The 13,501-nt window shown below is 57.6% G+C and carries 16 protein-coding genes and 1 pseudogene; 7 read left to right on the top strand and 10 right to left on the bottom strand.

What is annotated here, in order from left to right; genetic code table 11:
* Positions 1–36: 36 nt before the first annotated feature.
* On the bottom strand, positions 37–723 hold the full coding sequence (locus MHZ91_RS15315) for a hypothetical protein (RefSeq protein WP_239214432.1): 687 nt from the start codon (positions 721–723) through the stop codon (positions 37–39).
* A gap of 1,677 nt (positions 724–2,400) precedes the next feature.
* Here MHZ91_RS15315 and MHZ91_RS15310 point away from each other — a divergent pair.
* On the top strand, positions 2,401–2,703 hold the full coding sequence (locus tag MHZ91_RS15310; protein ID WP_239214431.1) for a hypothetical protein: 303 nt from the start codon (positions 2,401–2,403) through the stop codon (positions 2,701–2,703).
* 54 nt (positions 2,704–2,757) lie between these two features.
* On the opposite strand, the gene MHZ91_RS15305 is transcribed toward MHZ91_RS15310, so the two are convergent.
* Positions 2,758–3,603, bottom strand: a complete 846-nt coding sequence (locus MHZ91_RS15305) for a hypothetical protein (RefSeq protein ID WP_239214430.1) — start codon at positions 3,601–3,603, stop codon at positions 2,758–2,760.
* 64 nt (positions 3,604–3,667) lie between these two features.
* Between MHZ91_RS15305 and MHZ91_RS15300 the strand changes: the two are divergent.
* The 3 genes and pseudogenes from MHZ91_RS15300 (at position 3,668) to MHZ91_RS15290 (ending at position 5,598) form a co-directional block, all read left to right on the top strand.
* A pseudogene (locus MHZ91_RS15300) lies at positions 3,668–4,329 on the top strand (SOS response-associated peptidase).
* Between the two features lie 48 nt (positions 4,330–4,377).
* A complete protein-coding gene (locus tag MHZ91_RS15295) occupies positions 4,378–4,671 on the top strand; it encodes a hypothetical protein (RefSeq protein WP_239214427.1) in 294 nt (97 codons plus the stop codon).
* 33 nt (positions 4,672–4,704) lie between these two features.
* Positions 4,705–5,598, top strand: a complete 894-nt coding sequence (locus MHZ91_RS15290; protein ID WP_239214424.1) for a hypothetical protein — start codon at positions 4,705–4,707, stop codon at positions 5,596–5,598.
* Between the two features lie 37 nt (positions 5,599–5,635).
* Here the strand turns inward: MHZ91_RS15290 and MHZ91_RS15285 are convergent, their stop codons facing one another.
* Both MHZ91_RS15285 and MHZ91_RS15280 read right to left on the bottom strand, forming a co-directional pair.
* The gene (locus MHZ91_RS15285; protein WP_239214421.1) at positions 5,636–6,517 is read right to left on the bottom strand and encodes a hypothetical protein; all 882 of its coding nucleotides are present in this window, start codon (positions 6,515–6,517) and stop codon (positions 5,636–5,638) included.
* Between the two features lie 792 nt (positions 6,518–7,309).
* On the bottom strand, positions 7,310–7,504 hold the full coding sequence (locus MHZ91_RS15280) for a hypothetical protein (protein ID WP_239214418.1): 195 nt from the start codon (positions 7,502–7,504) through the stop codon (positions 7,310–7,312).
* Positions 7,505–7,877: 373 nt separating this feature from the next.
* On the opposite strand from MHZ91_RS15280, the gene MHZ91_RS15275 reads away from it, so the two are divergent.
* Complete coding sequence (locus MHZ91_RS15275) at positions 7,878–8,348, top strand: hypothetical protein (RefSeq protein ID WP_239214415.1); 471 nt, start codon at positions 7,878–7,880, stop codon at positions 8,346–8,348.
* 996 nt (positions 8,349–9,344) lie between these two features.
* Here MHZ91_RS15275 and MHZ91_RS15270 read toward each other — a convergent pair.
* Complete coding sequence (locus MHZ91_RS15270; protein WP_239214413.1) at positions 9,345–10,040, bottom strand: hypothetical protein; 696 nt, start codon at positions 10,038–10,040, stop codon at positions 9,345–9,347.
* Between MHZ91_RS15270 and MHZ91_RS15265 the strand changes: the two genes are divergently transcribed.
* Complete coding sequence (locus MHZ91_RS15265) at positions 10,011–11,297, top strand: hypothetical protein (protein WP_239214411.1); 1,287 nt, start codon at positions 10,011–10,013, stop codon at positions 11,295–11,297. The two genes, MHZ91_RS15270 and MHZ91_RS15265, sit on opposite strands and share 30 nt — an antisense overlap.
* 73 nt (positions 11,298–11,370) lie before the next feature.
* On the opposite strand, the gene MHZ91_RS28275 is transcribed toward MHZ91_RS15265, so the two are convergent.
* Genes MHZ91_RS28275 through MHZ91_RS15245 form a run of 5 tightly spaced genes read right to left on the bottom strand, consistent with a single transcriptional unit; the run spans position 11,371 to position 12,569 of the window.
* Positions 11,371–11,505, bottom strand: coding sequence for a hypothetical protein (locus MHZ91_RS28275; protein ID WP_255809726.1), 135 nt, complete (start codon positions 11,503–11,505; stop codon positions 11,371–11,373).
* Positions 11,505–11,927, bottom strand: a complete 423-nt coding sequence (locus MHZ91_RS15260) for a hypothetical protein (protein WP_239214410.1) — start codon at positions 11,925–11,927, stop codon at positions 11,505–11,507. The genes MHZ91_RS28275 and MHZ91_RS15260 overlap by 1 nt, the downstream gene beginning before the upstream one ends.
* Positions 11,924–12,151 carry a hypothetical protein gene (locus tag MHZ91_RS15255; RefSeq protein ID WP_239214409.1) on the bottom strand — a complete coding sequence of 76 codons (228 nt, stop codon included), beginning with the start codon at positions 12,149–12,151 and terminating at the stop codon, positions 11,924–11,926. Before MHZ91_RS15255 ends, MHZ91_RS15260 begins: the two co-directional genes overlap by 4 nt.
* The gene (locus MHZ91_RS15250) at positions 12,148–12,387 is read right to left on the bottom strand and encodes a hypothetical protein (protein ID WP_239214407.1); all 240 of its coding nucleotides are present in this window, start codon (positions 12,385–12,387) and stop codon (positions 12,148–12,150) included. Before MHZ91_RS15250 ends, MHZ91_RS15255 begins: the two co-directional genes overlap by 4 nt.
* Positions 12,384–12,569, bottom strand: coding sequence for a hypothetical protein (locus MHZ91_RS15245; RefSeq protein ID WP_239214405.1), 186 nt, complete (start codon positions 12,567–12,569; stop codon positions 12,384–12,386). Before MHZ91_RS15245 ends, MHZ91_RS15250 begins: the two co-directional genes overlap by 4 nt.
* Before the next feature lie 678 nt (positions 12,570–13,247).
* Here MHZ91_RS15245 and MHZ91_RS15240 point away from each other — a divergent pair.
* The gene (locus MHZ91_RS15240) at positions 13,248–13,397 is read left to right on the top strand and encodes a hypothetical protein (protein ID WP_239214404.1); all 150 of its coding nucleotides are present in this window, start codon (positions 13,248–13,250) and stop codon (positions 13,395–13,397) included.
* Positions 13,398–13,501 lie beyond the last annotated feature (104 nt).

Here is a 13,501-nt window from a genome sequence, read left to right as displayed (position 1 = left end):
ACCGCACCACTGTATGCAGTGCGGTTCGACTTGGGGTTATGCGGCGGCGACCGCGGCGTCGAACTGCGCCTGCACCTGCTCTAGGGTGTCCGCGACGTGCTTGTCGGTGCGGTAGCACGCTTCGATCATCCGGGGCAGAAAGAGCGAATAGAAGTCGCTGCTCGCCGACGGCGCCATGATCGAGCTGGCCTTCACCTTGATGATGCTGCTGATCCAGTTGTCGGGGTTCGCATCGACGTCATCGCGCATCGCCTCGTTCTTGACGGTGACGTCAGTCTTCAGGCGCCCGCAGGCGGACTCGCACGCAAGCGCCCCTGCGCGCCCTTCGTTCTTGGTGTTCGCCTTGCCCGGCACGATGCCGCGGACGACCAGATCGACCTCGGCCTCCAACTTGAGCTTGATCTGCTCCTTGCTGGTGCCGTCTCGCCAGATCGCCTCCCTCTTCTTCAGGACGGTCCCCTCTTTGCCCTGGACCAAATACTCGCGATAGTGGGCCAGCGCTTCCTGCATCGAATGAACGATGCGCGTGTCGATCAGGGCGAGCAGGCCATCGTGCAGCTTCATGGCAGATAGTTGCTTCACGAGCCCGGTCAGGCGCTGCTTGTAGGGCACCGCGTGCTTGCCCTTCGGAACCACCGCGGATGCCGGGATCTGGTCCCAGACGCGCAGCACCACCCGGCACCCCGGTTCGAGCCCGCCGCCCTGATCGATCTTGTTCAGCATGCCGTAGCCGATCTCCCGCGGCAGCTCCTTCTTGTCGCGCTCGACCAGAAGTTCGCCGTGGGTCTGGGTGCCCGGCGCCAGCAGAACGATCGCCAGCGGCTAGGTCCGGGAACTGCGCCTGGTCAATGTTCTTTCCCTGGCGGCTGGAGAAACGCACGCGGTCACGTTCCCGGTCGAGGTTGACGAACATGCCCTCCGCCTTCGGCTGAAGACCACGTCACGGGCTCAATCTCAAGCGGGCGGCTGGTCAGTGTCCTTTGGCAGCGGACCTGGTAAAACGCGGCTATGGCGTCGATAGCTGCCCAACGTCGCTACTCTCGTAGCAATGCCGTTGATATCTAGTCTTTTTCATCGCTATTAATAGGACAATACCTAAACACTTATCGAACTATTTCGACAATTGCTTGAATGCCACACTGATGACGTGCCAAGGTAAAATGCTAAGCGGACTCTGCAGCGGCCCGCGGACTGGGAAACAAGAGACGAGTGTTGCAGCCAGTTCCTACCATTTAGGGGGTATGGAAAATCATCACGGTTAAGACGTCTAAGCTATAAGCGACGAACCGCCAAATTATAGTTATCGATGCATAGTTTTTCTCTTGCGCTAGATGGATAGTCGGCCTCTAAGCTTCACGAAACAGGAATGCCTTTGAAAAATCTTTCCCCAACCTAGCTTTTTTCTTAAACCTTTTTTGTGGGAAGCCAATACTTTCCCTAACCCATCCGACTGAGACTGTCGAATAGGTTAAGTATTGGCTTCTACCCTTTTTTGTGGGACCCTCCCTCGAGAATGCTGCGCTTTGTATCGCTTTTTTAGTGCGCCCCGAGGGTTCGCCTTGCAAACTAAAGCTCACCGCCCCGGCCGCAGCAGCTCTTTCGAGCAACTTCCACCTGTGGGATTGTGGCGGATCCCTTCTATCCCCATACACCCTTACAGGCGCAGCCTACCCGAACGTTCACTACTGCCGATAAAGTAAGCGATGACTATTATAGGTCTCCGATTTCGAAATTTGAGGTATGCACGGTAAATGGAAAAATCAAGGAGCTAGAACCTGGGTGGTTTCTGATAGCAGCATGTTTCGCGCGCTACCGCCGCACGTCGCCAACACCCTGAGCAATGAGCGTGACAGCACTTTCACGATGTATGACCCCGCAGGAGATCCTCCCTGCAAACGATGAACGCTGGCCTAGCTGCCGAGGGATTTGCCTAGCCCCCAAATGCGCTCAACTTGACCGAGGAGATGTTTGCCCCGTCGCCTCATCCTAGCCCCATACCGATCCGCGGCAGCAAATTCATGATCGTAGCCCCGGCTCGTCGGGCGACGCATAAAGCTGGCGCGCATCGCAGGTGGCAAATCAGCGGCCGCTCGATCAACCGCATTTGGATGGATGAGCTATCGACGGCACCCGTTCGAAGAGCGCCGATCATAGTCCGAGCACGAATACACGACATCCGGGGCGACTGCGGAAGTCGGCGCACGTCGCAGCGACCAAGCTGAGTCGGTCAGGTTGACATAGAGAGGGTCGAGCGCATCCTTGCAGGGGAGGACGAGAATGGCAAACGGGAGGCGTTTATGCGTATGCACCAAGACATTCATCAGGGGCGCGTGCAAGAGGAGGCGCCCCGCCCCGCCCCGCAGACGTAGAAACCCAGGATGAAGAGCCGGGGACCTGGTGATGGCGGTCGACTTCAGCTCCATCGCGCTGTTTCCAGGGCGTCGAACCGATGCGCGGTCTGGCGCGCGCTGGCAGTGCAACCTCTCTGGCAAGCGCCCGTCCATTGCGTATGGCGAGCATATCGAAGTCCGCTTTAACGATGGCCGGATCGAGCCTGATCACCCTAATCACGTCTGGGATACGCGAGCCGGTGACCATGAGCGCTTCGTTGGCTTCTTCAGGGTGGTCGGACGCAACCCGATTCCAACCACGCAGCCAGCGCCCGCCGGGGTCACAACCGAGGGGGCAGAAGCCGGCTCCTAGGAGTTCTCATCGCGAATCCGATCCGGGTTGTGGGAGCGCTGTCCGGCGTCTCGCTCACTTTCCTCCGACCGCACTGCACGGCCCATTGAAACTCTCGTTCCGAAATTGAATCTCCAATGCGTTGGAAGTTCGAAAGCGCTGCGTTTTAGCGTCAGTCACCGGCAGGAGCTGAAAGGAAGGCGGCTCTGATCCCGCGCTGGGTAGCTTAAAAATAAATGCGTCACCCGATCTACTAATTAGTTGGGGCACGGGACCGCAACCAGAGTCAATGACTACGGGTGATGGGCGAAAGATATTAAGCCTTTGATAGCCCACTATCCATGCCAGTGCGCACAGGACAAAGATCCAAGTCAAGAGATTCAGCACGCCAGTAAGCGTAGGGCTGTCAAAGACCCGTAGCGTATCCATTAACCGCCACCCTATTAACTTGTGCGCCCACGCGCAGACCAAAACAGTTCCCAGGATCAACCCGATCGCCGCAAGGAATCGAAGGGCCTGAGACGTCAATCCGTCGGGCAAAAACTTCAGCGCGAGGCCGGCCGTTGAGATGTAAACCAGTATGAGAACGATCGTCGTGCGCACCCTGGACTTACTTTGCGCGACGGCTTCAACCCATTGACCGAACACTAAGCCAGTCACCAGCAGCGTGAATGCTGCCTTGATCACTTGCGTAAGACTGAGTTCGATAAATGCCAACGGCACATCATTCTTGCTGAAGTATCCCGCCTCGTGTGCGTAAGCGAGGGCCCAGCCGATAACAGGCACCACGCCGAGCCAAGCGACGTCAAATTTTGGCGGAGGTGGCGCGGCGGGCTGGAGGGCTGGTGCCGGCTGAGGCGGGGACGGCTTGGCATTGGCGGTTTTGGCGTTGGTGGCGTTTTTGGGCTTTCTGCGAGACATGGAGACGGAATGATATGGAAGTCCGGGCTATATTATGTCTGGATATTCCAGGGGGGTCGCAGTGATGTGCAGCCATTATCAGACCCTGAAAGATGCCGAGCTCCTACCCGCCAAGTTTGGTGTGCGGGACAGGCCGCCGGCCGGCAAATACGATATGTGGCCGCGCTACCAAGGTGTCTTCGTCCGGCGCCCGCCGGAGCACGACGCCGGCGATGAAGCGGTCCCCGAGCGCGAGGCGGTGCTCGGGCGCTGGGCCTGATCTCTTCGACGACCCGCCCGGACGACCTGGCCGGCGCCGAGAAGCTGTCGACCTTCAACGCCCGGGACGACAGGGTCGCAAATGCCTTCACCTTCCGCAACGCGTGGCACCGGGCCCAGCACTGCGTGATCCCGGCTGATGCGATCTTCGAACCCGACTGGAGGTCGGGCAAGGCTATCGCGACGCGGTTCACGCGCGCTGACGGGGCGCCCCTGGGGATCGCGGGTCTGTGGGACCGCTACCGCGACGCGGCGGGCGCGTGGCATGAGAGCTACACCATGCTGACCATCAACGCTGATAACGATCCCCTGTTTCGCGACTACCACCAGGCGGGCAAGGAGAAGCGGATGGTCGTGATCCTCCCCGAAGGGGCGTATGGGGACTGGCTCACCGCGAGCGCGGATCAAAGCCGCCAGTTCATGGTGCCCTTCCCCTCGGACAAGCTGGTCGCCACGCCGATGACTTGACCCGCGCCTGGGCGGAATACACTGTATGGATAAACAGTGCATTCCACCATGACGTTCAAAACCCCACTCTCCTGCGCCGAGCTGCGCGCCATCAGGGAGCGCCAGTCCTGGAACGCCGACGTGATCACCCTGCTTTGGGAGGTGAAGCGGCTGCGTTCGGTCCTGCTGCGCGCCCACCAGCTCTCCAACGACTTTAAGCGCCCCGTTGGCGTCACGGCGGGGCTATACGACGACTTCATGGAGACCCTGCGCGCGGGGCCCTGCGTCATTGAACGCGATCAGGACGTGCGCGAAATGATGGAAGAGCCCGCGAAGCTAAGGAAGGGGATGGCGCCCCGGTAGTGCGAATTCAAGACAAGCCCTGCCCACCTCCGTGTGCGCGTCGCGGTGCATAATGCGCGCATCAACATGGAGGGCATTATGGAGTTGGGTGCGCTTACAGAAATACTAAAGATCGCGGCGCTACCAAGCGCAATGTTCGCGGTCTATTTCGGTTTTTTGAAATCTGGCCACAAGGTCGGACAAAGTCACACGTATGAAGTGGACAGATTCAATGGGCAAGGCATCAGCCAGGTCACGCTTACCAATTTGAAATACCGGTCAACCCCCATCTTTGCGCTGTATGCGGTCCGCGGCGATGTAGCTATCAAACTTCACACATTCAAAGATCCCCTTGTTCTGAAATCGTATGATTCTGTGCAAGTGAACGTCCCGCTTGTATCGCAATACGTAGTTGACGGACAACCGCATGATCTGTTCGGCGACGGGTCTCACGTTGCCCGAACCCAAATCTACTATTCGACAGTAGGCAAATGGAAACGGTGCATCCTGCTTGGCCCGCCCCCGCCCATATCAAGAGCTGCCAGCTCCGGTCTGTGGCCGGGAAAGAAGCTCCGGCATGGATTCACCTTTACCGCTAGCGAGGCAATGGGCGGCAAGCCCTATTCGCAGAATGTTGTCTATATCGTCAATTACCAATTGGGCAAGCGCGTCGATGTAGCGTTCATAGACGCCCAGGGCATCTTAAATTGGAACCTGAAGCCCAACGTTATCCCCGCATCGATGATGTCCGACCAGCAAGCGGTTGCTGACCTACTGCTGCAATCCATCCCGTGCCACAACCTTTGGGTCGTCAAAACCGCGTTCTGGAACCAATGGTTCTCCAGCGCCGAGCCCTTCCATTTTGGGAAGGACGACCGCCCCGTCGTAGGCCGCCGTAAGCAGAGCGAAGGCACGCAGATCGCTGCCGGTCACAGCGGCGACGAATAAAAATAGGAATGGGTGTAGGGATGCCGCGCCGGAGAATTTAAGCAGGCTTTTGATCGTTGAAAGTGCCAGTCATCTTCCAAGTCGTTGCGACGTGATCGCGGAAAGTGCCTCCGAGGTCCAGGCCAGCCTTCTCCAGTTTCACCTTCAACCCAGCGTTGATGTTGTGATCTTCATCGTAGGTAATGAACAGGGAGAAGGTGCGCATTCCGCGCTTCAGTCGCCCTTCGACTACCTCCTGCCACATTCGCTCGTGGACATACCAATTAAGATTCTCGGGCAGCGCCGGCGCGTCGTCGTTTTCGTAGGTCGCTTTATACATCAAGTTTGAAGAGGCGGCTGAGGTTCTACTGGCATGAGCGGCCACATCCGCACCAGCTCCGTGAGCTGTCAGACTAGCGTTAAAGGTCCTGTCCCAACCCTGAATGTGCTCGATCGTAATACTCGTCGCACCCAGGCTCATGAGAAGTCGGTTTGCCTCGGCGACCTTATCTTCGAAGACCTTGCGGTGAAAATTGGCGACCGGGTAGAAACGGCTGTCCACGCACGGGTGGGCGGCGTAGACCGTCCCCAAGATCGGGTGGCTTGGCTGCATCTCCAAATGTTTTGCTTCGGTGAAGCTGACCTGCTGAATGTTCAGGCCGCCTTCGCGCGCACTTTTCCAAGCGTCGTAGACGTGCTTAATGGCGGCCACAGCAACGGCGCTCGCCGCCTTTACCAATTGGTTCCTACCTGGAATGACCAACGACACGGCGACAATGCCGAGGTCGAGCACATTCCAGTCAGAAAGCATATTGCCAAACTGAGACGATGAAGCCTTGCGAGAAGCGGCCACGACCTCGTCTGGCTGGACGATGATCAGCCTGCGACCACCAGGTTCCAGGTCAAAAGACTTGGCATTGGCTTGTCCGTGTGTGGGCACTTCTTAACTCCGTTGAATTCGGCAAGCGCTAATGTATCGAAAATTTACGTGCCCTGCAGAGGTGCTACAAAGGCGACAGCGCAAGAGGATAAGGATCAGACGTGCTGTGGGCCGCCCGGCGGGAGTCTGATGCACGGTCCAGCAGGGGCCGGGGGAACTGGGAATTTGGGAAGGTCCAAGCGGGCGCTTGGCACCTTGGCAAGAGGCTAAGGAAACCCGTTTTTGGCTGGAAAAAATTTCCGGTGAAGGGCCACGACCGGTCGATTTCCATCTAAGGGTGACAACCTATTCAACACCTAATCCAAAACAATGCCCGATGGTCATTAATTGAGCATCGGGCACTATCGCAACGGAACGCCAAGTGAGGCTAACACCAGAACAAGAAGTCGCCACCAAGGGGGAAAATCGCCGCGGTCCGTGCACCCTTTCCTAAGAATGGACAATTTACCGGACGCGCTGGAGCCTCCGCGATAGGGACCCTGAGGCCTGGCAGTCACCCTTGCGCGAGGGGGGTCCTGGGTCTAGGCGGCGCGTCTCCGGGGCTTGGGGGGCCCCAACTAGGAGCCGGCCGTATATGAAATCCGACGACCACGGTGCCGGGCGCCTCTCCCATCCCGATGTGGTGCGGTGTGATCGCCAACGATTCGGTGCTCAGCGGTGCGATGCGCGCAGCCATGAAAATGGGCACCTCAGTGGGTGCCCAGCTCTTTCCAGATCATTGCTTCGACGGGGTTGGGTGCATCAGCCCGTCCTGTATAGCGTGCGTAGAGAGGTCTTGCGAGGCGGCGGGACTCAGTTCCAGTAGTTGTGGCGGGCGCGTGCGACGCCGCGACGGCTGGTCAGCAAGCGCAGCATCTGCTCCTCTTCCCTGTCCTGCATCTCTTCGTAGGCGTCGAGGTCGATGCCGCCGGAACCGGCCGGCGGGAAGATCGGCTCCGCCTTCAGTTCGATGATGAGGGGGATGTTGCCAGAGACTGCGTTTGCCATGGATATGTCTACCTTGAGAAAAATTGATGGGTGTCGAAGCGACAAAACCCATTCTCCCCGGGGTCGTTAGGCGCTTACAGTTTTGCCGACCCAATGGGCGCTGGTAGAGGTCAACCGCATGGGGGATTTGCGGGCCTAGAAGCGAACGCCGCGCCTGGTCGAAAAACAGGACGAAAAAGACTCCTGAAAAGACCCCTCAAAAGACCGTCCTAAAGACCCTTGGAGACCTCTGCATCTTGCGGCCAATCGTGCGATACGCCAAATTGGGTATGCGGCAGGCGCGTAGAGGTGCTACCAATCTCTGCGGGTCCGATTGCACATTCTCACTGACCCCGAACCAGTGGCGAGTCTCAAATCCAGAAGAGAGGCCGGTATGTCAACAGGGGAAGCTTCCGCGCCAAAATGGCAAACGATGATCTGGCTGGGACTCGGCGCGACCCTGTGTGTGCTGCTCGCTGCATTGCTATCGTTGGTCGCGATAACGCAAATGCGGATCCTAACCGTGATTGAGAAAGTGGATACGGACCTTGTCTTCACTGCGACTACGTTGGGGCACGCCAACCTAATACTTTTGCGTCTCGTTGTGGTGTTAATCGGCGGAGGCATTTCATTCGCGGGGTTAGCAGTCTCGTTCTTCGCTCACGAAAAGGCGAGTGAAGTTTCCGGGGCTGCGGCAGCCGCGAGTCAGCTTCCCCGCGTTAAATTAATCAGCCACTCCCCGGGTGTTATAGCGATTGTTGTTGGTGCTGCACTGATGGCTTGTTCGCTGTTCGTAAGCTCGAGTATTTACTACTCAGGTAGCACAGGCAGCGTTTTCATGCCACACATCACCATCCCCGATTGAAACGCCGCATCCACAATACGCCTAGTCCGGAGTGCCGGTCGTGTATCTGCGAAGGTTTGAGCTGGAGCGCCCGTGCCGCGTGCCTAGCTGTGACCCGTGCATAGCCAGGCGGCGTGAATGTTGTCCTTCTCTATAGGGAGGATGCCGTGCGAACTAGGAGCGCGCCGTATATGAAAATTGGATGCCCGGGTGACTGCGAGGGCGCCGAACACAAATTGGCGGGGGCTGAGTTTTCGCCAGGCAAGCGCGTTTAGAACAAGAGGCGAAGCCCCAAAACCTTACCTTTGCTGCTTTGCTTCCTTCCTACCCTGCTTCGTGCCTCTCCACGATTCATCCCTCCCTAGCTTGGAGACAGGCGATGACTGCCTATGGGAAATGGGATGTCTCTCCGTATGGGGATTGGAGTGCTCCTCTCTATCCGTGGAGGTCTCCCTCTCTGTGGGCTATTCCTCTCTATTCGGCTTGTCCCTGTAGGCGATCTCCTCCCTCTCCGGTGTGGGTGGTCCGACGTGGTGTTGTGCGCATCCTCTCTATGCGATTCGTCTACGTCCGATCCGGTGCTGGTCTTCGTGGTGGCTCGCGGGCTCGCTCTTTCCGCTTACGGTGAAAGCGCCGGGTTCGGGTCTTCTCGGGTCTTCTGCTCTGCGTTCGATTGGGGCATGCCTCGCTTGATACTCGGGGCGCTGCGGGCTTCGTATCATTCGGGAGTATTCGCCCTAGTCCGCAGGGCTCGGCGCGCTTCTGCGTCGTTTAATCGCGTCCTTCGATCCTGGTCGGCTCTCATCGGGAGCTTGTTTCCATCTTCGGAGCTGCGGTCGGTCAATAATTTGTTAGTTATCAATGACTTACAAACCAAAGTCCAAACTTGGGCTTGGAATAGGCGAATTTGCGCGAAAAAAGACCCCATCGAGCGCGTGCCAGATGGGGTCGAAAGTCACACCATGCCTAGTGTTTGGTAAAGCTCGCGGTGCTTGGTGTGCAGCACCGAGACAGAGATTATGCGGGCGCGTGCCCGGCTTCTTCGGGTTCCGCTTGCGAGAGGAGCTGGTGCATGGCATCGATTAGCTGCCGTTCGAGATACAGGCTTTTGACCTCGGCCGCGTCCTTCAGCGGAAAGCCCTGTGATTCCCAATTCCTCAGAGCCAACTCAACGAGGCCGGCGGGGTCTTGCGCGTCCGCCCGCGCCAAAATGGCCCGACGGCACAAGGAAGCCTCCCTGAGACACACCATCCAGCTCTCATAGAAGGCCTTTAGAGGAATTTCGAACTGCGGAAAGTAGAATTTGGCGAGCATCAAAAAGCTTGGAAAGGAGTCTTCCACTGTGGAATCCACGCCCTCGGGCGACTGAATCGCGTTGAACGCATCCCGGTAGGTCTCTCGCGCGTCTAGGAATTTCTCCATCAAGTCTTCCAGCTTCTTGATTCGCAAGCTGTGCAACTCTCCGCGCTTGCTGATCTGAGCCTCGATTGACTTCGTCGTATGGGTAGTGGCGGCGAGCTGCCTTTTGATCGCATCTAGGTCATCAGCCATCGCTGCGTTCGTGGCGCGCGTCTTGAGGTAGGCCCCGAAAAACGATCCAGTGCCGGCGACCACCACCAGGATCGCTAAAGACACCAACTGCTGCTGCCAGCCACCCAACCCCGCTAGTGCGTTCGCCAGCTCATGAATGGCGACTACGACCTTCTCGTCCATGCGATTTCCTCCCTCGGATTGCGGGAGTCTACTGCAACACCCGCCTCGCCCGGATGCCAACCGGTTCGGAGCGTTGGATACAAACCGTTCATTCTTCAAGCTAGTGGCGCGGGGGTCAACCGTCAATTAAAAAGCACGAACCGCCGCCTCAAGTCTTTTGAGCTCGGTTTACGGGAGATGCGAATGTCACTAGCGAACTCTTCGCGACTAGGCAACGTGTTTCTGTTCCTCGTTTTGTCGGCCGCTACAACTAACGCTCATGCCTCAGAGTGCGCTGCGGTCTACGCGAACTCCACAAGAAACGTGACCGAGGCATACCGTCAACAAACCGAACTTTCTTATTTCTTCAGTCTTCACTGCTCGAAGAGCGGTGAGGTAAATCAGTCCTCACTGGGCATTGGACTTGAGGCAACGGTAAAGCAAATTCCATATAAATTTTCGCTTACCAGCACTGACGCGAAGACAAAAATGGAAGAGTTCTGCAAGGTTGGGGCGCAACAGAACTTTTTCTCCTCGACCGCGACTGACGTCCGTAACGAGGTAGTGGTGGCCGCCCTGCGAAGCTTTAATGAGTGCATAGCACTCGAAAGACGAGGCCTACGGTTAACCCATCAGGAACAACCACCGAGATCCGTGCTGATCTTTGGTGAACAAACCAATGCGTATACCGCTGCGTCGCTCGATGCCATCACATACGACCCTAAGCTCGTTTCATGCAGGAGCACCGGTTTTTCGAAAGACGGCTCCGCCATCACCCTCGACGGCAGCAAATCGCTAAAAATCACGCAGAATTTCACTATCACATGCACACGGAAGGGCAATCCAGCGCCCAAATCAACCGTCTATCCCAGAACCACAATTGGCGTATCAACATCTCTTGGGCCTTATACCGTTGACCTGATAGAGGACGAGCTCTATGGATTCGAATTGGCCTCCCAATCCAAAGCGCTTTATGGAAAAGCCCTAGCGGATCGGAATCAGGCCCTCATAGACGCCGCGGCTTCGAAGGAAGTAGCAAATCAACTCCAAGCTCGTCTAAACAACGTTAGCGTCGAGTTTCATACGATCAGCACAGGAGAACGCGACGTCGGATCGACCGCCTACTATCAACCGCGACTCTACTGTTACACCGACGTAAATGCTCACGCTCAATCCGTCTGCGGCCCCGATCGCCAGCTAAAACTGGTCCACGTCGGCGGAAATGGAGGCCACAAGTGCGGTTATCAGCATTACATCTTTGCGTGTATTAGCAAATGAGGATTGAAAACTTCGATGGTGTCGCCCACGCACAGGTCTTCCATTCGCACCGTCTCATGGATATGGTCGCGCATCACAGCACCGCGAAATAGATGCAGGCAGTGACCGCTTCGCTCCACGAGCCGAAGATGTCTCCCTTGGGGCTGCGGACGACCTGGCCATCCTCCAGCCAGCCGCGGTGCTTCATGTAGCTGATGACCTCGTCCATCAGGTGCCCGCCTTGATCTGCGACCTCATCAACGCGCGGCCCGCTGCAATGGCGCTTCGCAGCGAAGATCCATATGCCTTCCGGTGCCACTGCAGCCAATGAGTCGACAGAACGGAGGAGTTCGTCGCCGAGAACAGCGGCGGTTCAGGGTTCGGCTCCCACTCGTGGATATCCACCCACGTGTCGGGGCATTCCCATTCGGTCCACTCCCCGTCTGCGCCAAACACTGCCAGGCCGCCGACGTTGGAGTAGTCCCCTTTGATCCGCTGCGCGAACTGGAACTGGTCATAGCGCGCCAGCACGTCGAGCAGCTTCTTGCCCTCATCGGGCGTCGCCACATCTGCGTGAAATGCTTCGCCGGGCACCTGGGGTATCCACCACACGCGCAAGTCGCCGGCTTTCGGGATTTGGTCGGCCATCATTTCTCTCCTTCATGTGCCTTGCCGGAGCGCTCTCGCACCACCTGAGCGCATGCCGCGTGCGCGGCGTGGTAGGCACGGAACGGCAAGCTGGTGTCCCTGGCGCGCGTCTCGAGCAATGCCCGGACCCGGTCGCCTTCCTTAGGGGTGATCTCGCAGAATTCCATCACTTCTTCGATGGTTCGCCACTCGTCGCCGGTGATTGCGGTTTGGGAGTAGGTTTTCATTTCTGCTCCAGGTTGAAGACCCAGCAGGTCCAGCCTGTGCCATCCGTGTAGACCGTGCGGGTGCGACCGACGTCCGCGCGTTGAACCTGATAGGCGCGATGGCGATAGCCAACATGGTGGTCCAACACCCGGTTGATGTCCGCCTCTTCGACAACGAACTCTTGCCGGCAGACCCTCGTGTCGCGGCCCCAGGCGTTTGCCGCGGTATACCAGACCTTCTCAGATATCGCCTTCATTGCCCCACCTCGTGGCTGTCGAACGGCGCGCCGCAGGCTGCCACGAGCTGGGCATCGGTCAGTTCCTGCAGCAGAGAAAGAATGGCGACCCGGAGTTGGGCACCGGTGGCGTCCTCCCCATCAGCGCTCTCGGTCTCCAACTCGAATCCGAGCGTGAAAGCATGGCTGTAGCGTGCTGCCATGTTCAGCCCCCGATGTGCTGGCCGGCCGCCGACCGCGCCTCGTGCTCGGCCAGGCGCTCAAAGCACAGGCTGGCGTTGGTGCGCTGGCGCAGGTGGTCGGTCCCGCTGTGCGAAATGGAATCGAAAACGAAACGCGTGTTCGGCGTGATTAGGCCCAGAGGTCGTCGTTCACCGGATCGACCAGGAGAAGCTCCTCCAAAGCATGCGGCCCGCGAGCAGCAACTTAGTCAAAACGGTCACATTCTGCCAGCATTGAGCCCCAACCCATTGTTCTCAAAGGCAGACCGTGCGCGCGCGTTGCAGGCTCATCGGTAACCGATCTGCGGTTGGATGCGTGCTACTGACTAGCTTCTCGAACGTCCGTCGCAGCGCAGTTATTTATACTGATGATCATTCTCTATGCGAAAGCGACGGCTGAAATGTAAATGGATTTCAACCTCTTCCGGATCTACGCGAAAAGCTGCCATGGGTCATTTTCCAGACCTCGGTTTCAACACCGTCGCGACAGACGGCCTGCACATGTGCGGGGGTAATGTCAAAATTTGAAGCCCACCTGCTCGCCCTAACGGCGCACTTTGGGAGTTCCGCGATATGAAAATCGCTCAAGCCGCCTTTATGAACTAAGAGTCGATAATTTTCCGTTGCCGTGCGAGGCGACCGAGAGCTAGCATTTCACGCATGCAGTTAGGAAAGAACGCGCCAATTTGGGATCCGAATATGCGCTCCTCCGATGCATTTACCTTTAACCGCGGTGCTCCAAAAGCAGGTATCCAACAAGAAGAACTGAAGGCCGCGCAGGACAGCAGGAAAGATGGGAAGAAGGCCTGACGCCCGAATGGCTTAACATTTTGTATGATTCTGCACTGGGCTGACTCAGTCGGGTCAGGAAAGCACACATTAAACAATGCCCTAAAACGCGCTTTAGGGCTTTT

This window comes from Achromobacter sp. ACRQX (assembly GCF_022346505.1).
In the GTDB taxonomy this organism is placed as follows: domain Bacteria; phylum Pseudomonadota; class Gammaproteobacteria; order Burkholderiales; family Burkholderiaceae_B; genus Achromobacter; species Achromobacter animicus.
The sequence above is the reverse complement of the archived record's forward strand: the minus strand, read 5'-3'. Positions and strand labels throughout refer to the sequence as shown.

Bases quoted from the DNA above. Each gene is read 5' to 3' on its own strand.
- MHZ91_RS15280 (WP_239214418.1), bottom strand. From the start codon at position 7,504: ATGGCAAACGCAGTCTCTGGCAACATCCCCCTCATCATCGAACTGAAG.
- MHZ91_RS15240 (WP_239214404.1), top strand. From the start codon at position 13,248: ATGCAGTTAGGAAAGAACGCGCCAATTTGGGATCCGAATATGCGCTCC.
- MHZ91_RS15260 (WP_239214410.1), bottom strand. From the start codon at position 11,927: ATGATGGCCGACCAAATCCCGAAAGCCGGCGACTTGCGCGTGTGGTGG.
- MHZ91_RS15305 (WP_239214430.1), bottom strand. From the start codon at position 3,603: ATGTCTCGCAGAAAGCCCAAAAACGCCACCAACGCCAAAACCGCCAAT.
- MHZ91_RS15245 (WP_239214405.1), bottom strand. From the start codon at position 12,569: ATGGCAGCACGCTACAGCCATGCTTTCACGCTCGGATTCGAGTTGGAG.
- MHZ91_RS15275 (WP_239214415.1), top strand. From the start codon at position 7,878: ATGTCAACAGGGGAAGCTTCCGCGCCAAAATGGCAAACGATGATCTGG.
- MHZ91_RS15310 (WP_239214431.1), top strand. From the start codon at position 2,401: ATGGCGGTCGACTTCAGCTCCATCGCGCTGTTTCCAGGGCGTCGAACC.
- MHZ91_RS15295 (WP_239214427.1), top strand. From the start codon at position 4,378: ATGACGTTCAAAACCCCACTCTCCTGCGCCGAGCTGCGCGCCATCAGG.
- MHZ91_RS15265 (WP_239214411.1), top strand. From the start codon at position 10,011: ATGAATGGCGACTACGACCTTCTCGTCCATGCGATTTCCTCCCTCGGA.
- MHZ91_RS28275 (WP_255809726.1), bottom strand. From the start codon at position 11,505: ATGGACGAGGTCATCAGCTACATGAAGCACCGCGGCTGGCTGGAGGAT.
- MHZ91_RS15315 (WP_239214432.1), bottom strand. From the start codon at position 723: ATGCTGAACAAGATCGATCAGGGCGGCGGGCTCGAACCGGGGTGCCGG.
- MHZ91_RS15255 (WP_239214409.1), bottom strand. From the start codon at position 12,151: ATGAAAACCTACTCCCAAACCGCAATCACCGGCGACGAGTGGCGAACC.
- MHZ91_RS15270 (WP_239214413.1), bottom strand. From the start codon at position 10,040: ATGGACGAGAAGGTCGTAGTCGCCATTCATGAGCTGGCGAACGCACTA.
- MHZ91_RS15250 (WP_239214407.1), bottom strand. From the start codon at position 12,387: ATGAAGGCGATATCTGAGAAGGTCTGGTATACCGCGGCAAACGCCTGG.